Source organism: Haematobacter genomosp. 1 (genome assembly GCF_002196855.1).
In the GTDB taxonomy this organism is placed as follows: Bacteria; Pseudomonadota; Alphaproteobacteria; order Rhodobacterales; family Rhodobacteraceae; genus Haematobacter.
Genome location: NZ_NIPW01000012.1, coordinates 1 through 23,701, shown reverse-complemented (window position 1 = coordinate 23,701; position 23,701 = coordinate 1). Strand labels below are relative to the sequence as shown.

Annotated in this window: 22 protein-coding genes, 2 tRNA genes and 1 riboswitch; of the genes, 15 read left to right on the top strand and 9 right to left on the bottom strand. The window is 65.9% G+C overall.

What is annotated here, in order from left to right:
• Positions 1–22 precede the first annotated feature (22 nt).
• The 3 genes from CDV49_RS09330 to CDV49_RS09320 form a co-directional block, all read right to left on the bottom strand.
• Positions 23–178 carry an aa3-type cytochrome c oxidase subunit IV gene (locus CDV49_RS09330; protein WP_306424941.1) on the bottom strand — a complete coding sequence of 52 codons (156 nt, stop codon included), beginning with the start codon at positions 176–178 and terminating at the stop codon, positions 23–25.
• Positions 179–366: 188 nt separating this feature from the next.
• Positions 367–1,398 carry an MBL fold metallo-hydrolase gene (locus tag CDV49_RS09325; RefSeq protein WP_088215272.1) on the bottom strand — a complete coding sequence of 344 codons (1,032 nt, stop codon included), beginning with the start codon at positions 1,396–1,398 and terminating at the stop codon, positions 367–369.
• The gene (locus CDV49_RS09320) at positions 1,395–3,101 is read right to left on the bottom strand and encodes an acyl-CoA dehydrogenase (RefSeq protein ID WP_088215271.1); all 1,707 of its coding nucleotides are present in this window, start codon (positions 3,099–3,101) and stop codon (positions 1,395–1,397) included. The genes CDV49_RS09325 and CDV49_RS09320 overlap by 4 nt, the downstream gene beginning before the upstream one ends.
• An 82-nt stretch (positions 3,102–3,183) precedes the next feature.
• Here CDV49_RS09320 and CDV49_RS09315 point away from each other — a divergent pair, with 82 nt between their 5' ends.
• Positions 3,184–4,188 (top strand): L-threonylcarbamoyladenylate synthase, encoded by a 1,005-nt coding sequence (locus CDV49_RS09315; protein ID WP_088215270.1) that lies wholly within the window; start codon positions 3,184–3,186, stop codon positions 4,186–4,188.
• Positions 4,189–4,582: 394 nt separating this feature from the next.
• Here CDV49_RS09315 and CDV49_RS09310 read toward each other — a convergent pair whose 3' ends face one another.
• Complete coding sequence (locus CDV49_RS09310; protein ID WP_256947296.1) at positions 4,583–5,140, bottom strand: YqgE/AlgH family protein; 558 nt, start codon at positions 5,138–5,140, stop codon at positions 4,583–4,585.
• A gap of 142 nt (positions 5,141–5,282) precedes the next feature.
• Between CDV49_RS09310 and CDV49_RS09305 the strand changes: the two genes are divergently transcribed.
• The 7 genes from CDV49_RS09305 to CDV49_RS09275 all read left to right on the top strand — a co-directional run bounded on the left by CDV49_RS09305 (position 5,283) and on the right by CDV49_RS09275 (position 12,483).
• Positions 5,283–6,101, top strand: a complete 819-nt coding sequence (locus CDV49_RS09305) for a protein-disulfide reductase DsbD domain-containing protein (protein ID WP_256947295.1) — start codon at positions 5,283–5,285, stop codon at positions 6,099–6,101.
• Between the two features lie 157 nt (positions 6,102–6,258).
• Complete coding sequence (locus tag CDV49_RS09300) at positions 6,259–6,723, top strand: copper chaperone PCu(A)C (protein WP_179209158.1); 465 nt, start codon at positions 6,259–6,261, stop codon at positions 6,721–6,723.
• Positions 6,724–6,781: 58 nt separating this feature from the next.
• A riboswitch (cobalamin riboswitch) is annotated at positions 6,782–6,979 on the top strand.
• A gap of 127 nt (positions 6,980–7,106) precedes the next feature.
• Complete coding sequence (locus CDV49_RS09295) at positions 7,107–8,984, top strand: TonB-dependent receptor plug domain-containing protein (RefSeq protein WP_088215268.1); 1,878 nt, start codon at positions 7,107–7,109, stop codon at positions 8,982–8,984.
• Entirely contained in the window at positions 8,978–10,486 is a 1,509-nt protein-coding gene (locus CDV49_RS20865) for an ABC transporter substrate-binding protein (protein ID WP_256947294.1), read from the top strand. Before CDV49_RS09295 ends, CDV49_RS20865 begins: the two co-directional genes overlap by 7 nt.
• Positions 10,483–11,472 carry a FecCD family ABC transporter permease gene (locus tag CDV49_RS09285; RefSeq protein ID WP_088215267.1) on the top strand — a complete coding sequence of 330 codons (990 nt, stop codon included), beginning with the start codon at positions 10,483–10,485 and terminating at the stop codon, positions 11,470–11,472. Before CDV49_RS20865 ends, CDV49_RS09285 begins: the two co-directional genes overlap by 4 nt.
• Entirely contained in the window at positions 11,469–12,227 is a 759-nt protein-coding gene (locus CDV49_RS09280) for an ABC transporter ATP-binding protein (protein ID WP_088215266.1), read from the top strand. Before CDV49_RS09285 ends, CDV49_RS09280 begins: the two co-directional genes overlap by 4 nt.
• A gap of 179 nt (positions 12,228–12,406) precedes the next feature.
• Positions 12,407–12,483, top strand: a tRNA-Pro gene (locus CDV49_RS09275).
• A 415-nt stretch (positions 12,484–12,898) separates the two neighbouring features.
• Here CDV49_RS09275 and CDV49_RS09270 read toward each other — a convergent pair.
• Positions 12,899–13,327, bottom strand: a complete 429-nt coding sequence (locus tag CDV49_RS09270; RefSeq protein ID WP_088215265.1) for a hypothetical protein — start codon at positions 13,325–13,327, stop codon at positions 12,899–12,901.
• Positions 13,320–13,748 (bottom strand): hypothetical protein, encoded by a 429-nt coding sequence (locus CDV49_RS20160; protein ID WP_218821927.1) that lies wholly within the window; start codon positions 13,746–13,748, stop codon positions 13,320–13,322. Before CDV49_RS20160 ends, CDV49_RS09270 begins: the two co-directional genes overlap by 8 nt.
• Before the next feature lie 216 nt (positions 13,749–13,964).
• Between CDV49_RS20160 and CDV49_RS09260 the strand changes: the two genes are divergently transcribed.
• Entirely contained in the window at positions 13,965–14,390 is a 426-nt protein-coding gene (locus tag CDV49_RS09260) for a hypothetical protein (RefSeq protein ID WP_088215263.1), read from the top strand.
• Between the two features lie 1,374 nt (positions 14,391–15,764).
• Here CDV49_RS09260 and CDV49_RS09255 read toward each other — a convergent pair.
• Positions 15,765–15,840: transfer RNA gene (locus CDV49_RS09255), tRNA-Lys, on the bottom strand.
• 136 nt (positions 15,841–15,976) lie between these two features.
• On the opposite strand from CDV49_RS09255, the gene dapF reads away from it, so the two are divergent.
• From dapF to CDV49_RS09225, 6 genes are all read left to right on the top strand, one after another.
• Positions 15,977–16,777 carry a diaminopimelate epimerase gene (gene dapF / locus CDV49_RS09250; protein WP_306424940.1) on the top strand — a complete coding sequence of 267 codons (801 nt, stop codon included), beginning with the start codon at positions 15,977–15,979 and terminating at the stop codon, positions 16,775–16,777.
• Positions 16,777–18,039 (top strand): tRNA (N(6)-L-threonylcarbamoyladenosine(37)-C(2))-methylthiotransferase MtaB, encoded by a 1,263-nt coding sequence (mtaB, locus tag CDV49_RS09245; protein WP_088215261.1) that lies wholly within the window; start codon positions 16,777–16,779, stop codon positions 18,037–18,039. The genes dapF and mtaB overlap by 1 nt, the downstream gene beginning before the upstream one ends.
• An 870-nt stretch (positions 18,040–18,909) precedes the next feature.
• Positions 18,910–19,512 carry a glutathione S-transferase gene (locus CDV49_RS09240; RefSeq protein WP_088215333.1) on the top strand — a complete coding sequence of 201 codons (603 nt, stop codon included), beginning with the start codon at positions 18,910–18,912 and terminating at the stop codon, positions 19,510–19,512.
• A 159-nt stretch (positions 19,513–19,671) separates the two neighbouring features.
• Positions 19,672–20,235, top strand: a complete 564-nt coding sequence (gene petA / locus CDV49_RS09235; protein WP_035741682.1) for a ubiquinol-cytochrome c reductase iron-sulfur subunit — start codon at positions 19,672–19,674, stop codon at positions 20,233–20,235.
• 5 nt (positions 20,236–20,240) lie between these two features.
• Positions 20,241–21,593, top strand: coding sequence for a cytochrome b (gene petB, locus CDV49_RS09230; protein WP_088215260.1), 1,353 nt, complete (start codon positions 20,241–20,243; stop codon positions 21,591–21,593).
• Between the two features lie 10 nt (positions 21,594–21,603).
• Positions 21,604–22,401: a cytochrome c1 gene (locus tag CDV49_RS09225; RefSeq protein WP_088215259.1), complete on the top strand. Its 798-nt coding sequence runs from the start codon at positions 21,604–21,606 to the stop codon at positions 22,399–22,401.
• A 50-nt stretch (positions 22,402–22,451) separates the two neighbouring features.
• On the opposite strand, the gene CDV49_RS09220 is transcribed toward CDV49_RS09225, so the two are convergent.
• Positions 22,452–23,156 (bottom strand): thiamine ABC transporter ATP-binding protein, encoded by a 705-nt coding sequence (locus CDV49_RS09220; RefSeq protein ID WP_088215258.1) that lies wholly within the window; start codon positions 23,154–23,156, stop codon positions 22,452–22,454.
• On the bottom strand, positions 23,143–23,701 hold a 559-nt coding region (locus CDV49_RS09215; RefSeq protein WP_143413149.1), incomplete at its 5' end, for an ABC transporter permease subunit. The genes CDV49_RS09220 and CDV49_RS09215, both read right to left, overlap by 14 nt.

Sequence of the window (23,701 nt, the reverse complement as noted above, 5' to 3'; positions counted from 1 at the left end):
GCCCCGCAGAATGCCCGCATGATCAGAGAGTGGTCAGCGCGAGAAAGATGAGGAGGAGCAGAACAACCACCGTCCCGTAGGTCATGAAGCGGATGAAGCCCTCGAAGGTCTTCTCCTGCGCGGAGATATCCATCGTGCCATGCTCGTGGGCGGGGGATTGGGCGTGGTCCTGCATCATCTCGCCTTCCTGTCAGTTCTTCGTTCCGAAGCGATAGCTTATCGGGAGGCCCCTGTCACCACCGACGGAAGGACCAGCCGCGTCACTGGCACAGAACGTTGCCGTTCTGCCCCGCAGTTCTGAGGCCGCAGATCCTACCCCCAGATCCTGGCTCCCAACCCCTGGCTCCCCGGATCCCGGACCTCATGTCAGGTGCGCTTCCAGAGCCACGCCTCGCTCCCCGGTTCGCGGTAGCGCCGCGCCCTGCCCGTTTGGGTCAGGTGGTTGAGATGGGCGACCGCCTCCCCCAGCGCGAGCGTATACTCGCTCTCGCCGATCGGGCGGCGGAACAGGAAGGGGAAGCACTCCGCCGCACGACGCGGGGTGGCAAGCGCCTCCTCCAGACGGTCGAGCGCCGCGACATGGCCGGAGATCATCTGCGCGAGCCGTGGCCCGGTCCCGAAGAACGGCAGCTTATGCCCGGAAAGCGCCAACTGCCCCTCGCGAGCATAACGGCCCAGACGCGTGCAGCTTTCCAGCCAGTCGCCCACCGGATCGGCCTCCGGCTCCGTCGCATAGACGCCGAGATTGGGCGAGATGGTGGACAGGATCTGATCGCCCGCAATCACGAGGCTGCCGTCACTGCTCCACAGCGTCGCATGCTCCGGCGCATGGCCGTTGCCGATATGCACCTCGAAATCCCGCCCGCCGATGTGGATGGCATCCCCCTCCGCGATGCGGCGGAAGGTGCCGGGGATGGCATGGACGACATCGGAACTGTTGTAGGGCCGGTCGTTCGCGCGCTTGTCATAGATCGCCGCATCCATGCCACAGGCCCGCCAGTAGGAAAGCTGTGTCTCCGGCGGGCGATCATGGGCCTCCAGCCGCAGCATCCGGGCAAAGAGGAAGGCCGTTCGCGTGGTGACCAGCTCCGCCCCGTGCTTCTCCACGAACCATCCGGCAAGGCCGATATGGTCCGGGTGGTGGTGGGTGCCGATCACCCGGCGGACGGGCCGGCCCGCCAGCGGGCCCGACAGGACGGCCTCCCACATCTCACGCGTGGGGGGCGTGTCGAAACCGGTATCGACCAGTGTCCAGCCATCGCCATCGTCGAAGGCATAGGCGTTCACATGATCGAGGCGCAGCGGCAGTGGCACCCGGATCCACAACACGCCCTCGGCGATTTCGGCCACGTCACCCGGTGCGGGCGGCGCCTCCAGCGGATAGCGCAGCGCGTTCAAACCGCCAGTTCCTCTGCCGTGACAGCATAGAGCCCCGCAGCCCCCTCATGCGCCTGCCGCAGGAGCGAAACATGGTCGGGCAGCATCCGGCGGATGAAGAAGGTGGCCAGCGCCTCCCGTTCTGCCGGATCGGAGCAGGCGGCCCGAAGGTGGTAGGATCCCCCCAGCACCAGCGCGAAGGCCCGCAGATAGGGCACGGACCCGGCAAAGCGGTCGTTCACGGGCTGGGCGACGAGCCAGTCCGTTACCTCACGGAGCGACTCGGCGGCGTTCCAGACCTCCTCAGCCAGTTGCGGATGGTCGGGTTTCGCGGCCTCCGCCCCGGACTGTATCTCGTCGATCAGGCGGTTGATCGCCTCCCCCCCGTCCATCATCTTGCGGCCGACGAGATCGGCGGCCTGAATGCCGTTCGTCCCCTCGTAGATGGCGCAGACCCGCACGTCGCGGGCAAGCTGGGCGGCGCCCGTCTCCTCGATGAAGCCCATGCCGCCGTGGATCTGGATGGAGGTCTGCGTGACCTCGTTGCCGGTATCGGTGGCGAAGGCCTTGGCGATGGGGGTCAGAACACCGGCGCGGGCCTCCCACTCCGCCTCGCCCGTGGCCTTGGCCATGTCGAGGGCGAGAGCACAGTCCAGCACGATGCAGCGGGCGGCGAAGGTCTGCGCCTTCATGCCGGCCAGCATCCGCCGCACGTCGGCATGGTCGATGATCGTGCCCCCGCCCGGCACCGGCGTCTTGCCCTGCCTGCGGTCCAGCGCATAGGCCAGCGCCTGCTGGCAGGCAGCCTCCGCCACGCCGACCCCCTGGGTCGCCACACCGAGACGGGCGTTGTTCATCATGGTGAACATCGCCTTGATGCCGCCGTGCCGCTCGCCGATCAGCCAGCCGGTCGCATTGTCGTATTCCATCACGCAGGTCGGCGAGCCATGCAGGCCCATCTTGTGCTCCAGCGACACGACGCGCACGCCGTTTCTGGGTCCGGGTTCGCCGTCCTCATCGAGGAGCAGCTTCGGCACGAGGAACAGGCTGATCCCCTTGACGCCCGGCCCGCCATCGGGGAGCCGCGCCAGCACGAGGTGGCACACATTGGGCATGAAATCCCCGTCGCCCCAAGTGATGAAGATCTTCTGCCCCGAAATCGCGAAGGTGCCGTCGCCGTTGTCCACCGCCTTCGTCACCAGCGCGCCGACATCCGACCCCGCGCCGGGTTCGGTGAGGTTCATCGTGCCGTTCCATTCCCCGGAGGTCAGTTTCGGCAGGTAAAGGCGCTTCAGCTCATCCGTGGCGTGATGCTCCAGCGCCTCGATCTGGCCCTGGGTGAGCAGGGGGTTCAGGTGCAGCGACAGGCAGGCGCCGGAGAACATCTCGTTCACCGCCGTGGCCAGCGTGATCGGCAGGCCCATCCCGCCGAATTCCGGGGCCGCCGACATGCCGACCCAGCCGCCCTCCGCGATGGCGCGATACCCTTCGGCAAAGCCGGGAGAGGTGCGGACGACGCCGTTCTCCAGCTTTGCGGGCGTCAGGTCGCCCGCCCGGTTCAGCGGCGCGAGGACATCCCCCGCCAGCTTGGCCGCCTCATCGAGGATCTGCTGCGCCAGATCGCGCGTGGCATCCGCATAGGGCTCTGTGGCGGAGAGGCCCTGAAAACCAACGATATGATCGAAGATGAAGGTCTGATCCTTCACCGGCGCGCGAAAAGCCATCGAATTCTCCCCTCGCACCTTGGCGGCGACCGCCCGGGCGCGTATCTCGGCATCAACTGGCACGAAGGCTAAACAAAGCAACATGACCGGCAAGCCCCAACGCAGCGTCACTGGAACCACACGCCGTCTCACCCCCGACGGCGCGGGGATAGAGACCGCGGCACGCCTTCTGGCAGAGGGGGGGCTGGTGGCCCTGCCGACGGAAACGGTCTATGGGCTGGCCGCCGATGCGCGGCAGGATCACGCGGTGGCGCGCATCTTCGAGGCGAAGGGGCGGCCCCGGTTCAATCCTCTCATCATCCATGTCGCCGATCTGGCAGGCGTGGGCCGCTATGCCCGACTGACACCGGAGGCGGAGCGGCTTGCCCGCGCCTTCTGGCCGGGGCCGCTGACGCTCGTCCTGCCCCTGCTGCCGGAAGCGGGGCTGTCTCCGCTGGTCACGGCGGGCAATGACAGCGTGGCGGTGCGGGTGCCCGCGCATCCCGTCGCACAGGCGTTGCTCCGCCGGTTCGGCGGGCCTCTGGCCGCGCCATCCGCCAATCCCTCGGGCCGGGTCAGCCCGACCCGCGCGACCCATGTGCTCGACGGTCTTGACGGGCGGATCGAAGCGGTGATCGACGGCGGAGAGGCCGCCGTGGGGGTGGAATCGACGATCGTCGGGCTGCTGGAGGCACCGCTGCTGCTCCGCCCCGGCGGGCTGGCGCTCGAGGATCTGGAAGCCGCTTTGGGCCGTGCGATCCCCGCGCCCGCGGCCGATCCGGCGCGGCCCGTCGCGCCGGGGCAGCTCTCCTCCCACTACGCGCCGCGGGCCGAGATGCGCCTCGCCACCCGCCCCGCGGCAGGGGAGGCATGGCTCGGCTTCGGGCCCCAGGATGCGGGTGCCACGCTGAACCTCTCTCCCGCAGGCGATCTGACGGAGGCTGCGGCCAACCTCTTTCACTACATGCGGGAAATCGACACCGGCCCGGGAACGGTCATTGCCGTCTCTCCCATCCCGGAAAGCGGGTTGGGCCGCGCGATCAACGACAGGTTGCGCCGGGCCGCCGCCCCGCGGCCCGTGACCGATCCGTTTGGCCGATCAGCTTAGCAGGCTGCCGAAGAAAGGCTTTCAGACCCGCGTTGGAGCGGAAATCCTTTACTGTCTGCGAACACCCGCCCGAAACACGCTTCGGATAAGTCCGGGTCCGATCTGCCGATTCCCGCAGCGCAGGCATGACCCTCCCGATCTTTTTCACCACCCTTGTCAGATCCCATGATCTGGCTGTGCGGTGACTGGCTCAGGAACCCTTCGGGCCGCATTCTCTGTTCAAAGGCTGCGCCGGATTGGCCGGTGGCGCGCCTCAGGAATGGGGGACCGGATGCTGAGCCGCATGCTCATCGGACGGGATGCCCGCAAGGCGACGACATCGGTCGCGCTCGCACAGGAGGGACTGCGATGGCGAGGTCCGCCACTGCGGCCACCGCGCCGAACGCCGGAACCCTCAGGCCCTGCCGCCGAAGGCCGACAGGCTTATCGGATCCACGCCCATCGACCGGATCGCGGCAAGCCACTTCGTTCCGTTGTCGGCGGCGAAGACGAGGTCGGGAAGCGCGTTGCACACCAGCCAGTCATCGCGGAGAATCTCGTTCTCCAACTGACCCGGACCCCAACCTGCGTAGCCCAGCGCCAGGAGCGCCTGCCCCGGCCCCGTGCCGCGCGCGATCTCCCGCAGGATATCGGGCGTGGTGGTCATCGCGAAGTGGGGGCCGACCTCTATCGTCCCGGCCTCCTCCTCATCATCGATCTGCGGAGAATGGAGGACAAAGCCGCGGGCGGCTTCCATCGGCCCGCCGACATGGATAGGGCAGCGGCCCCCGAAGTGGGGTATGGAAAGCTGGTCCAGCAGCGCCTCGAAACTGATATCCGCGGCCGGCTTGTTGACGACAAGCCCCATGGACCCCTGCGGAGAATGGGCGCAGATCAGAATCACGCTCCTTTCAAACCGCGGATCGCCCAAACCGGGCATCGCGATGAGGAGCTTGCCCCCCAGGTCAGACATATGCGTGGTCCTGCTGCTCATGAGCATAAGATGGCGCATCGGACTATCGGCACAAGCGGAGATTGCGTCGCATGGGAGACAATGCCATCTCGTCGCCGGAATGTGATTTCAAGTCCCGCGACATCCCGCCGACAGTCCCGCCATGATGCTCAGCCCGCTCCGCCTTCTCGCCTTTTCCGCAGCGACGCTGCTGCCTGCCCTCGCGGGACATGCCGCCCCAACGCGTCCGCAGGACGTGGTGCAGGCAGAGGTTCTGCCCGGCTGGCGGCAGGCCGACGGCAGCCATGTCGCGGCCATCCGCCTGACGCTCGCCGACCAGTGGAAGACCTATTGGCGCGCCCCGGGGGATGCGGGCATCCCGCCCAGTTTTGACTGGAGCGGGTCGGAGAATCTGGCGGAGGTGACGCTGCACTGGCCCGCGCCGCATGTGTTCGAGCTGAACGGAATGCGCACGGTCGGCTATACGCGCGAACTGGTCCTGCCCTTGGAAATCCGCGCCCGGAACGCAGATCAGCCCATTTCGCTGCGGAGCCATGTCATGCTGGGGGTCTGCCGCGACATCTGCGTGCCGGTCGATCTTCGCATTGACGCCGTCCTGCCGGTGACGAAACAGCCGGACCCGGCAATCCGCGCGGCCCTGGCCTCCGGCCCGCTGGATGCGGACATGGCCGGGGTAAAGAGCCTGCGCTGCCATGTGGAGGTAATCCCGGATGGCCTGCGCGTGACGGCCTCCTTTCAGGCACCGCCGCTTGGCGGACGGGAACTTGCGGTGTTCGAGACACCGGACCCCTCCGTCTGGGTGTCGGAAAGCGATACGCGGCGGGAGGCCCATGGCGTGACGGCATCCGCGGATCTCGTTCCCCCTCCCGGAGAGACGCTGGCGCTGGACCGCTCCCGGCTGCGCATCACGCTTATCGGCGACAGGGGCGCGGTGGATATGCTGGGCTGCCCGGCAGGCTGACATCGCGACATAATGTCGCGCCATCATGGCAGCTATGCACAAAATTATGGCAAAATCATGATGCCGCGCCTCGCATGCCCTGATCCTTTCTGTTAGGGAGCGTGCCCGCCGCTTCGCCGGCAGGTCTCAGTATGATCCCAGTATGATTGGAGTATCCATGTTTCGCAGCCTTCCGCTGATGTCGCTTCTGCTTGCCACCCCCGCCTTCGCGCATGATTTCCGCGCCGGCGATCTGACGGTCGGGCATCCCTATGCTTTCGAGACGACCCGAGACGGGCAGGCGCCGCAGGGTTATTTCTCGGTCACGAACACGGGCGCGACCGATGACCGGCTGATCGCCATTCGTCCGGCGCAGGGTGAAGCGAGCCTCCGTACGGCGGAGCGTTTTCGGAACATGGTTTCCACCACCTCCGCAGGCCCCATCACCATTCCCGCCGGAGAGACCGTGAAGCTGAGCCCCACCGGCCTGCATGTGAGCTTCACCGCGCCCAAAGCCCGTCTGTGGTCCGCTGCCGACCGGATGGACGCGGTTCTGGTGTTCGAAAACGCCGGGGAAGTCCCGGTCGTGTTCAATGTGGAGGCCCGCAAGGCCGGCATGGGCAACGGGCACTCGCCCAACTGATCCGGCTCTCCGCGAAGGGGTAACCCCCTTCGCGCTTGACAAGGATCGGCGGAGCGGATCATCCATGGTCTGCTTCGGTTCCGGCAAGTCCGGATGAAAAGGGAACTGCGGTGCGCCTTCGGGCAAGACCGCGGCTGCCCCCGCAACTGTGAGCGGCGAGCGACGGCCCATAATGTCACTGGAGGTCCGCCTCCGGGAAGACCGGCCCGAGCAATGACCCGTGAGCCAGGAGACCTGCCGCAGCGCTCACCCATTTCCGGCGCGAGGGGCGTCTGGAAAGCGGCCCTTCCGCAGAGGTGACGTCACCGGCCTGCGGGACTCCCATCAGGCCATTCTGCAATTCGCGGGCCGCCATGCGGCACTGCGTTGGAAAGGCCCCTGCGATGACCTTCAACGGCATCAGGATACTCACAGTTCTTACCGCCCTCGCGCCGCTGGCCGCTCATGCCCAGGCCGGCTCTCCGGTGATGCTGGACAGCATCGTGTTGTCGGGCGGGCTTACCCCCATTGCCGCGGGCGCCTATGGGCGCGCCTTCACCGTGATAACCGCGGCGGAGATCGATGAGCGCGGCATCCGCACCGTGCAGGACGCGCTCCGCGGAGTGCCGGGCGTCTCCGTCACCTCTGCCGGTCCGAGCTTCACGCAGGTCCGTATCCGGGGCGCCGAGGCGAACCACACGCTCATCCTCATCGACGGGGTTCCGGCGACGGGCGGCAATGACGAATACATCCTGACCGGGCTGGAAACCGCGAATGTCGAGCGAATCGAGGTGCTGCGCGGCCCTCAGTCGGTCTATTTCGGCTCTAACGCGTCTGCGGGGGTCATCAACATCATCACCCGGCAGGGAGAGATCGGCACGCATTACGGCGGCGCGGTAGAGGTCGGCAACGGGTATGCGGCCTCCGGCTGGGTCACCCAGCGGACGGAGCGGGGCGGGCTGTCCTTCAACATCTCGAAGCGGGACGATCACGGCTACAACCCCGCCTTCACCGGCAGCGAAAAGGACGGGACGGACCGCCGCACCATCGGGTTGACCGGCGACTGGCAGGCGACGGAGGCCCTGAAGCTCGGCTTTACCCTGCGCCATTCCGAGGAAGACTACGGCTATGACGCGACCAACTATGCCGCCACCGGCTATCGCGATTACCTGATCGACGATCCGCACCTCACCGGGGAGCGCAAGGAGTTCACCGCCTCCCTCTGGGCCGAATACGAAATGCTGGAAGGACGGCTCGTCAACCGGCTGGAATTTCAGAACTCGGTCTTCCGGCAGGGCACGACGGAGGCCGCAGAGACGCGGGGGGAGACGCGGGCGCTGAAATACCGGCTCAGCTACGGGCTGGACGGCCGGCCGGTGGCCGAGGCGCGGCACCTGGTCAACCTCATGCTCGAACGGTCGGAGGATGAGAACGACACGGCCCGCGACTACGATCGCGCCAACAATTCGGTGGCCGTGGAATACCGCGGCTCCTTCGACACGGGCGTGGATGTGCAGGCGGGCCTCCGCCATGACGATTTCGACACGTTCGAGGATTTCACGAGCTGGAACATCGGCCTGTCGTGGCAGATCCCGGACAGCGCCTTCCGGGTACATGCCTCTGCCGGGCGGGGGCTGGTGAAACCCTCCTATTACGAGCTTTTCGCCAATGACGGCTACACCCTCGGCAATCCCGCTTTGAAGCCCGAGCGCAACACCGGCTACGATATCGGTATCGAGACGGAAGTGCTGAACGGACGCGGGCTGATCGACGTCACCTACTTCAACGAGAAGATGGAGGACGAGATCACCTATGTCTATGGCGCCGCCCCGGACGGGAGGGCGAGCTACATCAACCAGCAGGGCAAAAGCCCGCGGGAAGGGGTGGAGATCGCCGGACGGTTCGATGCGACGGAGGATCTGCGTCTGTCGGTCCGCTACACCTATCTGGACGCAAAGAACCCTGACGGCACGGTGGAAGTGCGCCGCCCCCGGCATGAGCTTGGTCTGGGCGCCACGCAGCAGGTGCTGAACGGTCGCGGATCGCTCACCGCCGATATCCGTTACGTGGCGGGCAATTACGACACGCAGTACTGGGGTTTCTACGAGACGAAGGAACTGGGCAACTACACGCTCGTCAACCTCGCCGCCGGTTACGATCTCACAGAAAATCTCCGCGCCACCGCCCGCGTGGTGAACCTGTTCGACAAGGAGTACATGGACGTCTGGGGTTTCCGAAACCAAGGGCGGCAGGCCTATCTCGGGCTGGAGGCGAAATGGTAGCACGGCTCATCGGGACGGCGCTTCTCACCTTCGCGGTTTCCGCGCAGGCCGCGGAGCTTGCCGCCCGGACGGAGACCGACGCTTCGATGGCGCCCGCGTTCCCTGCGGCCGCCGTCCTTACCCCATTCTCTCGACCTTTCCTGACGTCGATGCCCGTGCCCTATACGGGGCTTGAAGCGGGGCGCATCGCGGCTCTCGGCACCGCTTCGGTCAGCGCATCGGCGGTTTCAGAAACATTCGCCCTCACCGGGGCCACCGGAGCGGGGCTTGAAGCGGGGCGGCTCAAGGTTCCCGGAACCGTTTCGGGCATCGCATCGGAAGCACCCTTTGCGGCACCCCTGGCGGTTGCAGAAACCCTCCTCACCGGAGTCGCCGGACGCGCCGCCCTTATGCCGGAAGGAGGGCCGGATGCCGCACCGGGGAGGGGCGCGTCTCTGACTCCTCTCTCTGCCGCGCGGCAGGATCGCGTCACGCGACAGCGCGTCATCGGTCGCGCATCTTTGGCCCTTGTCTCTGCCGCGCAGCGGGGGCCGACCCCCCTGTTCGCAACCTCTGCCGCTGTCGCGGGCCTTGCGACCGGAACAGCGCAAGACGCTTCGGCAGACAGCAGGACGCCCCATGCCCTGGCCCCGAGCGCCGCTCGCTTGGACACGTCCGCCCCTCCGGTATCCGCAGGGGAGAAACACGCCGGAGCGGAGGACCCTGCGTCCAGCCCCGCAGCAGGGACCGCCGCCGTCTCCGGCGGGATGGCACCAAGGCGCGTCGTCTCGGTGAACCTCTGCACCGACCAGCTTGCCATGATGCTGGCGGCACCGGGGCAGCTGGTCTCCATCAGCCATCTCGCAAGCGATCCCCGCTCTTCCGCCATGACGGAGGAGGCGGCCCGCTACCCCCGGAACCACGGGCTGGCGGAGGAGATCGTTCTGCTGCAACCGGACCTCGTGCTGGCGGGGCGCTACGGCTCCGCGGCAACCACCGCTCTCCTGCGCCGCATCGGCGTGCCGGTCGAGGTGTTTGACCCGGAGACCAGCCTCGCCGGTATCCGCGACAATGTCCGGCGGATGGGCGCGGCTCTGGGCCGGACGGCGGAGGCGCAAAGCCTCGTCAAGCGGTTCGACGCCGACCTCGCCGCGCTTGGCCAACCGCCCGCCGACCGGCGCCGCGCGGCGCTGTATTATGCCAACGGCTATACGGCGGGCGATGGCAGCCTCGCGGGAGAGATCCTTGCCGCCGCGGGGCTTGCCAATATCGCGTCGGAGCTTGGACTTCGCGGCGGCGGCATGGTGTCGCTGGAACAGCTGGTGCTCGCCGATCCCGACCTGATCATCCGGGGGGAGCGTTATGCCGGATCGTCCCGCGCCGAGGATCTTCTGGATCACCCTGCCCTTGCCGCACTGGCCGGGGCGGCGCAGGGGGCGCTGGCCGATGCCGACTGGGTTTGCGGCACGCCGCATGTGATCGACGCGGTCCGGCGGCTCCGGGACAGGGCGGCGTATCCGTGACTGCCCGCCGCCTGCTCCCTGCCCTCGGCGCGGTGGTGGCGCTGCTGTTCGCGGCCTCGCTGCTCATCGGACAGGCGGAGGTGCCGCCGCTCGATGCCGTCCGGGCGCTTCTGGGGCGGGGCGATCCCCTGCTGGTGATCGTCATGCAGGAGATACGCCTGCCCCGTGCATTGCTCGCGGTTCTGCTCGGGGCGAGCCTCGGGCTCTCCGGTGCGGCGATGCAGGGTTTCCTGCGCAATCCGCTGGCGGAGCCGGGGCTGATCGGCACCTCCGCCTCGGCGGCGCTCGGCGCGGTGCTGGCGCTTCAGACGGGGCTGGCCGCTGCCGCGCCCGCGTTCTTCATGGCGGCACCGCTCGCCGGGGCGCTGCTCTCCTTCGTGCTGATCCTGATGCTCGCGGGCAGTCGCGGCGGGGCCATGCCGCTGATCCTCGCCGGGATCGCCATTTCGGCGCTGGCGGGGGCGATGACTTCGCTGGTGCTGAACCTCTCGCCCAATCCCTTCGCGGCGAACGAGATCGTCTTCTGGATGATGGGATCGCTCGCCGACCGCTCCATGCTGCATGTCTGGATGGTGCTTCCGTTCTTCTGTCTCGGCACCGGGCTGATCCTTGCCACCCGCCGGGGGCTGGAGGCGCTCACGCTCGGGGAGGAAACGGCGGCGACCATGGGGGTCTCGCTTCCCCGGCTGCGGCTCATGCTGCTTGCCGGTGTGGTGGCGCTGATCGGCTCCGTCACCGCGGTGGCGGGCGCGGTTGGCTTCGTCGGGCTGGTCGTCCCGCATCTGCTGCGCCGCGCGGTGGGCGCCAGTCCTGCGCGTCTGCTTCCGGCCTCCGCGCTTGGCGGCGCTGCGGTGATCCTTGCCGCCGATATCGCCGCCCGGACAATCGCGCCGGGGCGGGATCTGAAGCTGGGCGTGCTCACGGCGCTGGTCGGCGCGCCGTTCTTCTTCCATCTCATATGGCGGCTGCGGCGGGAGACGACATGACCTTGCTGACAACCCACGGCCTGACCGTCCGTCGCGGCGGCCGCACCGTTCTGGCAGGCATCGACCTCTGCATTCGTCCGGGAGAGTTCGTGGGTCTTCTCGGCCCGAACGGCGCAGGCAAGACCACCCTGTTGCGCGCGGCCCTCGGCCTTCTGCCCAGCGGCGGGAGCTCCTCTCTCGCCGCGCTCCCCACTTCGGAGCGGGCACGGCAGGCTGCCTTCATGCCGCAGGGCCGGGAGATCGCGTGGCCTCTGTCGGTGGAGCGGGTGGTGGCCCTCGGCCGCGCGGCTCATCCGGCGGGGGCAAGGGACCGGCAGATCGTGGAGGAGGCCATGGCGCTGCTGGACCTGACGGAATTCCGCGAGCGGCCGGCCACGGAGCTGTCAGGCGGGGAACAGGCCCGCGTCCTCATCGCACGGATGATCGCACAGGACACGCCGCTCATGATCGCGGATGAGCCGATCGCCGGGCTGGATCCGGCCGCCCAGATCCACGCCATGGACGTGTTTGCCGGAATCGCTGCCCGGGGCGGCACCGTGCTCGCCTCGCTCCACGACCTTGGCCTTGCGGCAAGGCATTGCACCCGCCTTATCCTGATGCATGCGGGCAGCATCGTCGCCGAGGGAGAGCCGGAGACGGTCCTCTCCCCGGAGACCGTCGCGCGGGTGTTCGGCATCACCGCCTTCACCGCCCGGACACCGCAGGGCATGGTATTCCAGCCGCTCTCGGTGATTTCCCGCCAACCCTCGCGCTGAGGGTTCGGTAAGCCCTCCGCTGCGTCAAGGCCAGCCGTCCGGGCCACCTGCCCCACCCAATCTTCGGCGCAAGCCCCTGCCTTTCCCGCCGCCACCCCGCTACATGTTCCAAGCCGACAAATCTCTCCGCAAGGCCCCTTGCAAACCCCTCCGTCATCGGTTAGTCCGCCTCCCACGGTCGGAGCGTAGCGCAGCCTGGTAGCGCACCTGCTTCGGGAGCAGGGGGTCGGAGGTTCGAATCCTCTCGCTCCGACCATTCCCGATTTTTGGCGTTTCAGAAAGTCTTGCCTTTTGTTTCAAGAAAGGCGGTCTTTCTGGCTGGCAGATGAACCGCAACGCGTTCGCTATCCTGTAGTCCAGTTCGTGACTGGCAGCGTATTTGTCTGCTTAACTTTATATCCGCGGCGTCGAAGCCGGCCCTTACCGGTCACTCGCAGGCGGTGCTATGCTGCAGTGCAGCCTCCCCGAACTTGCCGTTTGTGCTGCGCGGACCAATCTTTACCAGTCAGTGCAAGCGAAGCGGGACGAAGCAGGCCTTCGCCGCAGGTGCTAAGTTCTCGCCGCACGTGCGAGGGCCTCGGCGCGCCGGGCGGGAGCCAGACCTTCGCTGCAAGCTGGACTGGCGGCGGCTTTGCGCCAGGAGCGGAGCTTCGCCGATCAGCCGACGCCTGTCAGGACTTGGTCAGTTTCGGGCCAATGTAAAGCACTTTGAGCTGTGTAGCCGTCGCCGGTACGGGCCAGTCAAAATGCAGGCGGAAAAATCTGTGGCTAATCTTGCCGTGAAAGTGCGCGAATATGGTACTGCCGCTTTCCGGGTCGACGAAGGTCATTTCGTTTTCAAAGTTGCGCTTATTGCTTGCCGATTCCGGCGAGAACAGCGCACGCTCACCCTGAAAATGTGTTTGCAGTATATCCTTCGATATCGGTCCCTCTTTGCCGTACTCGTCGCGTCCGCTCATGTAGGCGTCCAAATACCCGAGCAGGGCGTAGAACCGGTCGCGGATCGTCGCATCGAAGGGCTCCCGTGCTAGACGGGCGTCTTCGTATAACGCATTTGGAAGGAGAAGGTTGGGAAAGCGCATCCGGGCGGCCTCAACCATCTTCCTGCCAATTTGTCGCGGGCGCCTGCTTGTTAAGCACATGCGTGACCGCAGCATCCATCTCCCAAAAGTTTTCAACTGGATAGTCCGCTAACGGTTCGTCTTCGAAACCGTGGACAACGGGGAGCGGTGATCGTGCGAAGTCTGGCGTGCCGCCGGGAAAACTCACAGTCGCGGCGGACTCGCCAGCCTTGATGCGGCGCGCGGCCTCTCCCACGCCGCCTTCAGTGACTTCGACGCCAAGACAGTGAAATAAGTCCTGCTCTTCAGCGAGGCGATCATCGTCGATGAATGGTCCATTGCGGCCGACCCAAGCGAGTATGGCTCCGGCGGTCGGTGATCCGCGCCAGCCTTGCACGACGTGCCGCACGCTACGCCCATGTAAGACCGGCCGTTCGGCCAGCGCCGGGGTGGTGCGCATCGAGCTGATTTTCAGTCGAGTACTTCTGATGATCGGTCGACATCCGGACATAGGCAACCGCAGGCACATCCGTATCCGGCGGCACTTCGCTCTTCGCGGAATTGATCGACGGTCGACTGCTCAAGCGCCTGTTCCTCATTATTTCAAGCAAATTCATCCAATTCGTGCGAAACTTCTGTTGGATTCCATCATCCATGTAGCGCGAGGGAGGTCGGAATGTCGTTTCCGAAAAAGGGCAAGTTCTTTCCAAACGAAAACGGGTATGCGGAGGACGGCCAGCATTTGGCCGAAAATTGGTTCGCAGATGAAATCGCATCAGCCTTGAAGCGATTCCTCGGAAATAGTCGGGCGGGGGCGAAGGTCGTCCCCTCTTGGACCGGAGCGAATGAAAAGACGGTAAAAAACTGGTTCGCCGGCAGATTCGGTCCGAGCGGAGAGCATCTGGTCGCGTTGGAAAGTCATTCTGATGAGGTGCTGGGAGTGTTCCTCGCGATGGCTGGACGGCAAGGATTGATGGTGGGTTTGAAGCTCGCGGCCGCAGAGCAGGCAATCGAGGAACTCCTCGCGGCAGTCCGCCGGCTGCCGACCGACGATCGTAACAATCCATCGCATGACGAGACGGACTTTACGGCCCGCAAATAAATGTCGAGAACCTCGGGACCCGCGTGAGATAAACATGAAGCGATCCCACGCGAATGACAACGCTGGGAGGTCGTAATTTGAAGGTGGTCTGAAAGATGGGCCAGATAGACGCGTGCGGTGCGTCTAAAATGAAATAAAAGGCAGCCGGCAAAAAACATACTGGTCAAAGCTGCTGTATTCGTTCAAGATTCTTAGGAGACAAGATTCTTAGGAGAACAGAGCAAGGCTTGGCGAAACTCCATACGATTTTTTGTCAATTCGCTCAAATTCTTCCGAAGAGCCCGCAGGCCACGCCGGGGATCGCAGCGTCGATGCCATCAACGAAACCTTGCCCAAGCGACCGCTTCGCCGTCACTACAAGACGACGACGCGCTCCTTACCCATGAGCTGGCCGAGGAGCGGGCGGCCATCATGGAATATGACGGCGGGCTCCCGCGTGCGCAGGCCGAAACCCTCGCACGCCGGGCGCATGGCCTGGCTTCTGCGTTTCGGGCTGGGGGCCGGTTTCCCTCGGCCTGCTAACCCCCCGCGCAGCACCCGCCCGCTTGCTTCAAACATTGATTTCTGTATTCGCAGCGGGTGCAGCCCTCCCCGCGCCCCGGTCGGGCAGGCATCCTGTCGCGCCGCATGGTCCATCCGCTCGCATCTGAGCGCCAGCACCGGCGGAGACATGAACATGATGAGATGTGGCAGGCGGCGGATGCCGCAGGCGCCCGCCCGCCAGTTCCGGACCTTGCGAGCCTCCATCCCGCCCAGCCGATGGCAGTGCCACCCCCCGGGGGGGGGTGGTCGGAAAATCTGGCATTCCGGCCCGGGACCGGCGGGGGGGACCGCCATTTTCATGCGGGTGATTTACGGAAAAAGGCCCATTCTGAGGGGGCAAATCGAGGGAAAAACCAGGGTGTTGCGGCACCTGAAATCAGATATATTGAATGATTTCAAATGGATAGGTGGTTACAGCCATCTGATTTTTGTAACCGCTTTTGAAACCTGCGCGTTATGAAATTATGTAGTTATTACATATATTTAGATATATGGGTTACAAGGTACAGAGGTTACAGCGATTTTGAAGAGCCGCCATTTGCATTTGCTCCCTTCCGCTGCCGTCCAAGCGCGCGCAGCTCGCCTGACCATCGGCCCCAGCCCCTCCCTGCGCGCCGTCTTCTCCCCAACCCGCCCCTGACTTTCACGAAGATGCGGGGAGGCCAACTGGCGGGACGGAACCTCCTCCTGCGCCCTCCCGGCGCGAGGTGATGGTTATCCGGGGTTTACGCTCCATCCCCCGCGCACCGCGAAATCGCGCGACGTGGTAGCCCGATGGTAGTCCGCAAAAGCAAAGGGCTCAGACGTTTCCGCCTGAGCCCTTGTATCTAGTGGTGAGCCCAACAGGATTCGAACCTGTGACCCACTGATTAAAAGTCAGTTGCTCTACCAACTGAGCTATGGGCCCACTCTGTGAGGCGGGTAACTAGAAACATGTGGGGGCGGGGTCAAGGGCAAAACCGACGTGGCACTGGCAAAAAGTGCAGGGCTCGCGTATATCGTCGCGCATGAAGGACAACAGCACCCCCGACGGACTGCCGTTCATGAAGATGCACGGCCTGGGCAACGATTTCGTCGTGATCGACGGTCGAGGCCGGACGGCGCATGTCACGCCGGAACTGGCGCGCGCGCTTGGCGACCGGCACCGGGGGGTCGGCTTCGACCAGCTTGCGGTGATCGAGGCGGAGGACGGCGTCGATGCGCGGCTGACCTTCTGGAATGCCGATGGCTCGCTTTCCTCCACCTGCGGGAATGCCACGCGCTGCATCGCGCGGTTCCTGATGGACGAAACCGGCAAGGCGCGGCTGGCACTCCGGACGGAGCGCGGGCTGCTCACGGCGGAGGATGCGGGCGGCGGGCTGACCCGCGTCAACATGGGAGCGCCGTTGCTCGACTGGCGGGAGATCCCGCTGGCGGAGGCGATGGACACGCTTCACCTGCCGATCGAGAGGGATCCCGTGGCCACCGGCATGGGCAATCCGCATTGCACCTTCTTCGTCCCCGATGCAGAGGCGGTGGAGCTGGAACGGCTTGGGCCCCGGTACGAACACCACCCCCTCTATCCCGAGCGGACCAACGTGGAATTCGTGAGCCTGCTCGGCCCGGACGCCATCCGGCTGCGGATATGGGAACGCGGAACGGGCGTGACGCTCGCCTCCGGCTCCTGTTCCTGCGCGGCGGCGGTGGCGGCGGCGCGGCGCGGCCTGACGGGACGGCGCGTGTCGGTTCATGTCGATGGCGGCGTGCTGGAGATCGACTGGCGCGATGACGGGGTGTGGATGACCGCACCGACAGCCTATGTGTTTGACGGGGTGCTCACCCCGGCCTTTCTCGGAGCCCTGTGATGGATGCCCGCGCGCCGATCTTCGCCACTCTCGGCTGTCGTCTGAACGCCTACGAGACGGAGGCGATGCGGGAGCTGTCGGCCGCCGCCGGGCTCGACAATGCGGTGATCGTGAACACCTGCGCGGTGACGGCAGAAGCGGTGCGCAAGGCCAAGCAGGAGATCCGCCGCCTGCGCCGGGAAAACCCGGATGCAGCGGTGATCGTCACCGGCTGCGCGGCCCAGACGGAACCCGAAACCTTCGCCGCGATGCCGGAGGTGACCCGTGTCATCGGCAATCACGAAAAGATGCAGGCCGACACCTGGCGCGGCATCGCGCGCGCTCCCGATTTCATCGGCGAGACGGAGCGTGTCACGGTCGATGACATCATGTCGGTCCGGGAAACCGCCGGTCATCTGATCGACGGTTTCGGCCGCCATCGCGCGTATGTGCAAGTCCAGAACGGCTGCGACCACCGCTGCACCTTCTGCATCATCCCTTATGGCCGGGGCAATTCGCGCTCCGTCCCGGCGGGCGTGGTGGTGGAGCAGATCAAGCGGCTGGTGGATCGCGGCTTCAACGAGGTCGTGCTGACGGGCGTGGACCTGACGAGCTGGGGGGCGGACCTGCCCGCAGAGCCGCGGCTCGGCGATCTGGTGCAGCGCATCCTGCGGCTTGTCCCGGACCTGCCGCGCCTGCGCATCTCCTCCATCGACTCGATCGAGGCGGATGAGGCGCTGATGCAGGCCATCGCCACGGAGCCGCGCCTGATGCCGCATCTGCACCTGAGCCTGCAGGCGGGCGACAACATGATCCTGAAGCGGATGAAGCGCCGCCACCTGCGCGACGATGCGATCCGCTTCTGCGAGGAGGCGCGCCGCCTGCGCCCTGACATGGTGTTCGGCGCCGACATCATCGCCGGTTTCCCAACGGAGACCGAGGAGATGTTCGCCAATTCGCTGAAACTGGTGGACGACTGCGGCCTGACCTTCCTGCATGTCTTTCCCTATAGCGCCCGCAAGGGCACGCCCGCCGCCCGCATGCCGCAGGTGGACGGACGGTCGATTCGCGACCGCGCCGCCCGGCTCCGCGCCCGGGGGGATGAGCGCCTGCGCCTCCATCTGGCGGAACAGGCGGGCCGGGAGCACAGGGTCCTGATGGAGAACCCGCGGCTCGGGCGGACGGAGCAGTTCACGGAAGTGCGCTTTGCGACCGATCAGCCGGAGGGTCAGATCGTGCCGGCTCGGATCACGGGCCATGACGGAACGCGGCTGACAGGCTGACAGGCTGACAGGCTGACAGGCTGACAGGCTGACAGGCTGACAGGCTGACAGGCTGACAGGCTGACAGGCTGACAGGCTGACAGGCTAATGAAAAAAGCTTTGAAGTATCCTGTCCATGCTCTGGAAACTGGAAAATCGGACCTCGGAATGACCAGAAACATGTAGATTTCCGGTTGGATTCGTCAGATTTCCACTCCAACGCCGACAGGAAAGCCTTTCACCAGCCTGCTCATGTCCGGCTGCGGGCCGCCGGCGCGCGTGGGAGGGCGCGGCCTCCTGCGGATGGAAAGGTGATAGCAGCGTCACCGCCCCGCCATAGTGATCGGAGCGCTCTCCGGGAGCAGGCCAAGCGCAGGCATTGCCGGGCCTGCTCCGGCAGCGGAGGCGACTCGGAGCCCCAGCTCTCGCTGGCGCCGCGCTGGCCATGAGATGTCGCTCCAAATGCGTCGGGACGAGCGTAAAGTGTTGTGGGTGACCCTCTGAGACTGACTACCCATGCGGATCGACAGACCCGTGCACGGCGACCAGCAATCGCGCGGCCGGAATAGCGGACACCGGAAAATGCTCGCGGCTACGCACCGGCGGACCGCAGGTTGCTCCAAGCACCCGAAGCTACCACCACGTGACCGGAACCGGCAGGACGTCACCGCAGCGCCGGAGCCGGGGGAGCATGCCCCTGTGGACCGGGGCGATCTCCGGGCATTACAGCTAGCCTATCCTGATGGCCGCATCCCGCGCGCGTGGAGCGAAACAGCCGGCGGATCGCTGACGCTGTGCGGCAAGCGCGGCATGGCGCGGGCAGCCCTGCGGGCACTGGATCCCTGCCCCGCGCTCGCCTAGGCTCCGCGCGAGCCAGAACGGATGGAACCCATGCGCCTTTACTACAGCCCAGCATCCCCCTTTGCCCGCAAATGTGTGGTTACCGCCACAGAACTCGGAATCACCGGGCAGGTGGAGCGCGTGACCGTCGCCACCAATCCGCTGGGCACGGGAGAGACACCGATTCCCGGCAATCCTCTGGGCAAGCTGCCGACGCTTGAGCGGGACGACGGGCCTGCGATCTATGACAGCCCGGTGATCTGCCGCTATCTGAACACGGTTGCGGAGGGCACGCTCTATCCGGTGGGAGAGCGGCTCTGGACCACGCTCACGCTCGAGGCGCTGGCGGATGGCATCATGGATGCGGCCCTGCTCATGGCGCTGGAATACCGGCTCCGGCCGGAGGAACTGCACTATGCTCCCTGGCTGGAGGGACAGTGGCAGAAGGTGTCCCGCGCGCTCGATACGCTGGAAACCCTATGGATGAGCCACCTGCACGGGCCGCTCGACATCGGCCAGATCGCGACGGGCTGCGCGCTCGGATATCTCGACCTTCGTCACGGCGCGCGAGACTGGCGGGCGGGGCGGCCGCAACTGGCGCACTGGTTCACCGGCTTCGACCAGCGGCCCGCCATGGAGGCGACGCGCCCCTGACAGTTCACAGGCGCCGCTGTTGCACAAGGCTCGCGCTTGGCAACGAAAGCGGGATGCCTTCTGGACGCACGGATATTTGACCGTTAGAAACCTTGCAGGCGACCCCGGGGACAACCCGGGGGCGACAGCATGTGCTGACGGCTAGGTAGGGAGGATTCCGTGTCCCAAGCAGAAGATCATACGACGAGCCGAAGGGATTTCCTCTTCTACGCGACGGGGGGTGCGGCGGTCGTGGCAGGGGGCGCGGCGGTCTGGCCGCTCGTCAACCAGATGAACCCCTCCGCGGATGTGCAGGCGCTTTCCTCCATCCACGTCGATATCGCCAATGTGGCGGAGGGCACGCAGCTCACCGTCAAATGGCTGGGCAAGCCCGTGTTCATCCGCCACCGCTCGCAGGCCGACATCGAATCGGCCCGCGGGGTGGAGATGTCGCAACTCGTGGACACCAATGCCCGCAACGCCAACAAACCGTCGGATGCGCAGGCGACCGACCAGAACCGCGCGCTGGACGATGCGGGACAGTGGCTCGTGATGATGGGTGTCTGCACCCACCTGGGCTGTGTGCCGCTCGGCAACGGCGCGGGCAATTTCGATGGCTGGTTCTGCCCGTGCCACGGCTCGCACTATGACGCTGCGGGACGCATCCGCCAGGGACCGGCGCCGGAAAACCTGCACATTCCCGTCGCCGCCTTCACCGACGAAACCACCATCAAGCTCGGGTAAGCCAGATGTCCGGTATTCCCCACGACCATTATGAGCCGAAGACCCGCTTCGAGAAGTGGCTTCACACCCGTCTTCCCGTCGTGTCGCTGATCTATGACACGATCATGATCCCGACCCCCAAGAACCTCAACTGGATGTGGATCTGGGGGATCGTGCTGGTCTTCTGCCTCGTGCTCCAGATCGCGACCGGCGTGGCGCTGGTGATGCACTACACGCCGCATGTCAGCCTCGCCTTCTCCTCCGTCGAGCATATCATGCGTGACGTGAACGGCGGCTACATGCTCCGCTATCTGCACGCGAACGGGGCGTCGCTGTTCTTCGTCGCCGTCTATCTGCACATCTTCCGCGGCCTCTACTACGGCTCCTACAAGGCCCCGCGGGAGGTGACGTGGATCATCGGCATGCTGATCTACCTCGCCATGATGGCCACGGCGTTCATGGGCTATGTGCTTCCCTGGGGGCAGATGTCCTTCTGGGGCGCCACGGTGATCACCGGCCTGTTCGGCGCGATCCCCGGCATCGGCGAGTCGATCCAGACCTGGCTTCTGGGCGGGCCTGCGGTGGACAATGCCACGCTCAACCGCTTCTTCTCGCTTCACTACCTGCTGCCCTTCGTCATTGCCGGTCTGGTGATCGTCCACGTCTGGGCCTTCCACACCACCGGCAACAACAACCCGACCGGGGTCGAGGTGCGGCGCGGTTCCAAGGAGGAGGCGAAGAAGGATACCCTGCCCTTCTGGCCCTACTTCGTCATCAAGGATCTGTTCGCGCTCGTCGTGGTCCTGCTGGTGTTCTTCGCCATCGTGGGCTTCATGCCGAACTACCTCGGCCACCCGGACAACTACATCGAGGCGAACCCGCTCGCCACGCCCGCGCATATCGTGCCGGAATGGTACTTCCTGCCGTTCTACGCCATCCTGCGCGCCTTCACCGCAGATGTCTGGGTCGTGAAACTTGTCCACTGGGTGACCTTCGGCATCGTGGATGCCAAGTTCTTCGGTGTGCTCGCCATGTTCGGCGCGATCGCGGTCATGGCGCTGGCACCGTGGCTGGACACATCCTCCGTCCGCTCGGGCCGGTTCCGGCCGATGTTCAAATGGTGGTTCTACCTGCTCTGCGTCGATTTCATGGTGCTGATGTGGGTGGGGGCCATGCCGGCAGAGGGGATCTACACCTGGATTTCGCTCATCGCCGCGACCTACTGGTTTGCGTACTTCCTTGTCGTCCTCCCGCTGCTCGGCGTGATCGAGAAGCCGACTGCCGCACCCGCGACCATCGAGGAGGATTTCAACGAGCATTACGGCAAGCCCGGCGCACGGCCCGACCTGTCGATCCCGAGCGATCATCCGGCGGAGTGAGGAAGACATCATGCTGAAGAAACTCGCGCTCGCCACGGTCGCCACCCTCGCCCTCGCCAGCCCGCTCATGGCGGCGGAGGGTGGGCATGTGGAGGACTTCTCCTTCTCCTTCGAAGGTCCGTTCGGCGCCTATGACCGGATGCAGCTTCAACGGGGCTTGCAGGTCTATACGGAGGTCTGCTCCGCCTGCCACGGCATGAAGTTCGTGCCGATCCGCTCGCTCTCCGACCCCGGCGGCCCGGCGATGCCGGAGGATCAGATCCGCGCCTATGCCGCGCAGATGACGATCACGGATGCCGAAACCGGGGAGGATCGTCCGCGCACGCCTGCGGATCACTTCCCGCCCCACCAGCTTCCCAACGCCCCCGACCTGAGCCTCATGGCAAAGGCCCGCGCCGGGTTCCACGGGCCCTACGGGCTGGGGATCAACCAGATCGCGAAGGGCATCGGCGGACCGGAATACATCGCCTCGCTCCTCACCGGATATACGGGCGAGGAGAAGGTGGAGGCGGGCACCACCTTCTACGAGAACCATACCTTCCCCTCCGGCTGGATCGCCATGGCGCCGCCCCTTGCAGACGGTCAGGTCACCTTTGCCGACGGCGCGCCGAACGATGTGCGCGCGATGGCGCAGGATGTGGCCGCGTTCCTGATGTGGGCCGCGGAACCCAAGATGATGCAGCGCAAGACGGCTGGCTGGACGGCGGTCATCTTCCTCGCGTTGCTGGCGGTGCTGCTCTACCTGACCAACAAGCGCATCTGGGCGCCGGTCAAGAAGGCCGCGAAGGACGCCTACAAGAAGGTCTGACCCGGACCGGACATGGACACAAAACGCGCGTCCCCCCGGGGCGCGCGTTTTCATTTCCGCCGCTGGCCGAGATAGCGTGCGAGAGCACTGGGCGGATCGGCCAGCAATGCCGCCGTCGGGCGCGGGGGAAAGGCCGATCCGCTGTCCACGACGATCACCTCATCCGCCAGCCGCTCCGCATCGGCGGGATCATGCGTCACCATCAACACGGTCGCCGCGGTCTCTGCCGCGATGCGGACGACAAGGGCGAGCATCTCCTCCCGGAGGGCGGGGCCGAGCGCGGCGAAGGGTTCGTCCAGCAGCAGGAGCGGCCGCCGCCGCAGGAGCGCGCGGGCCAGCGCCACCCGCCCCGCCTGCCCGCCGGAAAGTGCTGCGGGTCTGCGCGCGCCCAACCCCTCCAGCCCCACATCGGCAAGGGCTGCGGCGACCTGCCGCCGCTCCGGTTCACCAAGCCGCAGATCCGGGCGGAGACCCAGCCCGACATTCTGGCTGACGGTCAGATGCGGGAAAAGGTTGTTGTCCTGAAACAGCACGGTCATCGGCCGGGCACCCGGACGCAGCCCCCCGATATCCTCACCCGCCCAGAGGATGCGGCCCGAAGCGAGCGGCAGGAACCCGGCGATCGCGTTCAACAGCGTGGACTTTCCCGCCCCCGACGGCCCCATGACCGCGACCCGCCGCCCGGCCTCCACCGTGAAATCGGCGGAGAGAACGAAGTCGCCCTGCCGGATCGTGACCTGTTCAAGCCTCAGCACCGCGTCCCATCCTGTCGATGATCCAGAAAATCCCGAAGCTCAGCGCAAGCAGCAGCACCGCAGCCGCCGAAGCCTCCGCCATCCGGTAGGCGCCCATGAGCCGGTAGATCTGCAAGGGCAGGGTCGCCTCGTCCGCGCGGGCGAAAAGCGCGATCACCCCCAGATCCCCCATGGAGAGCGCCGCCGCCAGCCCGCCCGCAAAGCAGAGCGGCCGCCGAAGCCGCGGCAGCGTGACGAGACGGAGTCGCGACACCCCGCGCATCCCGAGGCTCTCCGCCAGACGGGCATAACCTGCCTCCTCCGCCCGGACGGCGGGAAGCAGGATGCGAAAGGCAAAGGGCAGCGCCATCACCGCATTGACCGCCGCCGTGACACCGAGCGACAGCTGCGCCGGATCGACCAGCGGGTTCAGCAGGATGAACAACCCCGTGCCCATCACCAGAGAGGAAGAGGCGAGCGGCAGCATCCCCGCCGTCTCCACCCATCGCCGGCGCGGCGATGCGAGCAGGGAGAGCGACAGCGAGAGGAGGAGCGTGAGCAGTGCA